The organism is Streptomyces formicae (assembly GCF_002556545.1).
GTDB classification, from domain to species: domain Bacteria; phylum Actinomycetota; class Actinomycetes; order Streptomycetales; family Streptomycetaceae; genus Streptomyces; species Streptomyces formicae_A.
On sequence record NZ_CP022685.1, the window covers coordinates 777215 to 781382 of the forward strand.

The window sequence follows — 4168 nt, forward strand, 5'->3', positions numbered from 1 at the left end:
TCTCCTATTTCCCGGTCAGGATGTGCGTCCGCAGCTGGGGCGAGTCGAGGATCTCCCGCTGGGTGAACCGCTCGCGGACCCAGCGGCCCTTCGCGTAGAGCCGTGTCTGATCCGCGTGGTGCGGGGAGGTGGGATCAGCGGACTGCCCGTAGGTGAGCAGCGAGGAGGTGCGGGGAGCGCCCTTGGCGGGGAACTCCGTCACCTGGAGGAAGCTGGACCCGGTGGCCACGTCGGGAGTGCCTGCCCCGAGGGCCCGGGGCGTGATCACGTTGAGCACACCTGCTTCGTGCGGCCCGCCGTGGATGGGGAGGCGCTTGCCGTCGCGTACGACGTACTGATGGTCGCCGAGCCGGGCGTCCAGGGGGATGTCCGCGGCGCGCAGCTCAGCGGCCGCGTCGCCGAACGCCTGTTGCACCTCGGGCTTGTCCGCCGCCAGGGTGCGCGGGGTGCGCAGGGGGTCGGACGGGTCGAAGGGCACCTTCCACGGGCCGTCCTTCACCCCGGCGGCCTTCGCGACGAAACGGGCGAAGAGCAGTGAGCCGCGGCTGTCGCTGCTGTAGCGGCCGTCCCAGTCGGCCAGCGCGCGGCAGGCGCTCGACACGTCGACGGGGCCGTGGGTGGAGGGTGCCGTTCCGCCGGGGAAGGACCGGCACATCGTCGCGGTGTCGGCGCCGGCCAGTTCGGCGGCCCTGCTGTGGTCCCGGAAGAGCATCCGTTCCATCGTGGCGCGCGAGAAGCCCTTGCCCGGCAGCCCGTCCGTACCGGCGATGCGGCGCTGTACGGAGAGGAGGCCCTCCTGGGTGCGCAGGGAGCGCGGCGTGCCGATGTCCCCGACGACGCGGGGGTAACCGGTCAGCGGGGAACGGGGGTTGGCGAGCCAGGGGCTGTTGTTGGAGTTGGTGACGTAGTCGTCGCGGATCAGCCGTGGCAGTCGGCCCGGGCCGAGCAGGCCCGGCTCCACCGCATCCTTGTCGGTGCCCCAGGCGCAGGCGCCGCGTCCGCCGTCCAGGACGGGCACTCCGCTGGTGGCGAGCAGCCGCTCGCCCAGCGGGGTGGAGCACCGCTTGGCCAGCTCGTCGGTGACGTGCGGCACGACCTGCATGTCGGCGTAGTAGGCACTGCCCTTGCGGTCCACCGCGAGGGTGTTGATCCACGGCAGGCCCTGGGTGCGTGCCTGCGACCGGCGTACGTCCTCGGTGCTCGTGGTCCTGCCGAGGCCCAGCCAACTGTTCAGTGCCCGCAGGTTGGTGCTGTTGGCGTCGCGCAGCGTGTAGGCGGTGTCCTTGCCCCAGGGCAGCGGGAAGCCGCCGGGTCCCGCGCCGAGCACGGGTCCGTAGCGGGTGTCCCACAGCGTCCGTTCGACCGTGCCGGTCGTCCCGTCCTTCTCCTTGACCCGGACGCGCACGCGGTGGCTCTTCATCTGCTCGGGCGTGCCGTCGACGAGATAGCGCGTCGGATCGCCGGGGACGAGCGGCACTTCGTACAGCCCGTAGGTGCTCGCGGTGGCGACCGTGTGGGTCCAGGCGACGTCGCGGTTGTGGCCGATGAGGACGGCGGGGAAGCCGAGCAGCGAGGCGCCCGAGACGTCGAGGCGGCCGGGGATGGTCAGCTGGCTCTGCCACATGCGGCGCATCCCCTGCCAGGGGAAGTGCGGGTTGGCGAGGAGTACGCCTCGGCTGCCGCGGGTGCCCTCGGCACCGATCGCGAGCGCGTTGCTGCCCAGTTCGCCGTCGCCGCGGGCGGCGCGTACCGCCGCGGCGAGACCGGCGGCGGGGTCGGCGGAGCGCCGGGGTGCCGCCGCGGCCCGTGCGGGCGGGCGGGCCCCTGCGATGCCGTCCATGAAGGTGCCGGAGCCGGACATCGTGGTAACGGCGTGGATCTGCCGGTACACGTCCATGGCGGCGATGGGTTTGACCCACTCCTTGCCTCGGCAGGCGGGGTCGGTGATGCCGCCCCGCGCGTCCGCCTCGGCGACGTAGCGGTTGTAGCCCTGGACGTAGCCCCGCACCAGCTGCGCGACCTCCGGTTCCGGGCCCAGCGGCGGCGGTTTGTCGACGAGTCGCTCGACGGTGCCGGAGTCCTTGAGCCGCTGGAAGTAGAGATCGCTGGTGAGGCTGTCGGCCGCCACGCCCACGCCCGCGTTGGCGGGCGCGTCGGCGCCGAAGTAGCGGGAGCGTTCGGCGTTGACCGTGACGTACGCGTCGGCGAGGACACAGACGTTGTCCTTGGCCGACGCGTAGCCGTAGCCGTAGCCGAGACCGGGGTAGTCATCGGCCGTGATGTGCGGAACGCCGTACTCGGTGTACTGGATCACGGCGCGCCGGTCGGAACCGGCGGCCGTGTGGGTGGGGGTGGTGGAGGCGGGCAGGGCGGTGAGCCCCACCAGCGTGATCCCGGCCACCAGCGAACTCACCGCCCCGCGGATTCGTGCGGGCAGCCGGGTCACGCGCGGCATGCGTGAGGCCCCCCTTTCTGTGTCGGGTCCTGTCGGGCACGCCCGTCATCGAGGACGGGCTACGGGGGGCCTGGTACGCCGGATCAGGCGTCGGCCTTCTCCATGGCGTCGATCAGGCTCTTGGGCCGCATGTCGGTCCAGTTCTCGTTGACGTAGTCGAGCGCCGCCTGGCGGTTCGTCTCCTTCAGGGCGACCAGCCATCCGGCCGGTACCTCGACGAACGACGGCCAAAGGGAGTGCTGGCCCTCGTCGTTGACCAGGACCAGGTAGGTGCCTTCGGCGTCCTCGAACGGGTTGGTGCTCATCTGTGTCCTCCTCGGCTGGTGACGGGGTCAGCTGACCGCGTCACGTGTCTCGTTGTAGTGGGCGAGTCCCGCCGGATCCGGCTCGAAGCGCACGGGCAGTTCGCTGAATCCGGTCAGGAAGTTGGAGTGGATGCGCTGGGTCGGGCCCGCGATCTCGAAGCCCTGGCTGAAGGTCCGCAGCGCGGAGAGCAGTTCGGAGAGCTCGACGCGGGCGAGGTAGGCGCCGAGGCAGAAGTGCGGTCCGTACCCGAAGGTGATGTGTTTGTTGGGGGTGCGGTCCAGGGCGAAGGTGCCGGGGTCCGTGAAGACGGCCTCGTCGCGGTTTCCCGAGGAGTGCCACAGCGTGACGATGTCCCCCGCCGCGATCCGCACTCCGCCCACCTCGGTGTCCTTGAGGCAGGTCCGTCCGAAGTGCATGGCGGGCGAGGCCCAGCGCAGCACCTCCTCGACGGCGGTGCCGAGGCCCACCTCGCCGCTCCGCAGCAACTGCCACTGGCGCGGGTGGTGTGAGAGCGTGAACACCGAGTCGATCATCGAGAGGCGGCTCGTCTCGTCGCCGCCGATGATGAGGCTGTAGCAGTTGAGGACCATCTCGTCCTCGGTGAGGGCCTGGCCGTCGATCTCGCCGCCCGCCAGCACGCTGATGACGTCGTCGCCCGGGGAGCGGCGCCGCTCCTCGACCAACTCGCCGAAGTACAGGAGGATTTCGTTGCGCGCCATGAGCGCGTCCATCTCCTGGGTGTCGGCGGCGTCGGAACTGAGGGCCGACTTCGTCAGGGTGAGGAGGAATTCACGGTCGGCGGCGGGAACGCCCAGCAGGTCCGCGATGGTGCCCATGGGGATGTGACTCGCGATGTCCTCCGCGAAGTCGCAGGTGCCCCGCTCGACCGCTTCGGCCACCAGTTTCCTGGTGTTGACCCGCACCCGCTCGGATATCCGCTCCAGGGCGCGCGGGGAGAATGCCTTCAGCATGATCTTCCGCAGTTCGCGGTGCCGGTGGCCGTCGGTGACGGCGAGCATCTGACCGGCCGCCGAGTCCCCGCCCGCGAGCAGGGTGACCAGGAGGTTCCCCCGCTCCGACGTGAAGTTCACGTTGTCGCGGTAGACAGCCATGATGTCGGCGTATCGGCTGACGACCCAGAAGCCCGGATTCTTGCCGAGTGGCGGGTGCCAGTGCACCGGACTCTCGGATCTGAGTCGCTGCCAGTAGTCCGTCAGATCGTGACCGTTGAAGGTCTGCGGGTCGGCCAGGTCTACGTCCTGGATCAATTCCGTCATGCCGCGGATTACCTCTTCGTTCTGGTGTCGGATCCTTGCGTCGACGGCCGGCACCGAAGCTAGCACCGGCCGTCGAAACGGGCACCGTCATTAAGCGGCAGCCAAATGACCCACCGTCATTCCGTCTTTC

At 70.2% G+C, this 4168-nt stretch carries 3 protein-coding genes; all 3 read right to left on the bottom strand.

The genetic code is table 11. The annotated features are described in order from the left end of the window. Positions 1–4: 4 nt before the first annotated feature. Positions 5–2455 (bottom strand): penicillin acylase family protein, encoded by a 2451-nt coding sequence (locus tag KY5_RS03255; RefSeq protein ID WP_098240740.1) that lies wholly within the window; start codon positions 2453–2455, stop codon positions 5–7. A gap of 83 nt (positions 2456–2538) precedes the next feature. Beyond that, positions 2539–2760, bottom strand: coding sequence for an MbtH family protein (locus tag KY5_RS03260; RefSeq protein ID WP_098240741.1), 222 nt, complete (start codon positions 2758–2760; stop codon positions 2539–2541). A 27-nt stretch (positions 2761–2787) separates the two neighbouring features. Beyond that, positions 2788–4038, bottom strand: coding sequence for a cytochrome P450 (locus KY5_RS03265; protein ID WP_098240742.1), 1251 nt, complete (start codon positions 4036–4038; stop codon positions 2788–2790). Positions 4039–4168: the final 130 nt, after the last annotated feature.

What these genes read in the sequence shown, in the direction of transcription:
- KY5_RS03260 (WP_098240741.1), bottom strand. Translation starts at nt 2,760, where the DNA reads ATGAGCACCAACCCGTTCGAGGACGCCGAAGGCACCTACCTGGTCCTG.
- KY5_RS03265 (WP_098240742.1), bottom strand. Translation starts at nt 4,038, where the DNA reads ATGACGGAATTGATCCAGGACGTAGACCTGGCCGACCCGCAGACCTTC.
- KY5_RS03255 (WP_098240740.1), bottom strand. Translation starts at nt 2,455, where the DNA reads ATGCCGCGCGTGACCCGGCTGCCCGCACGAATCCGCGGGGCGGTGAGT.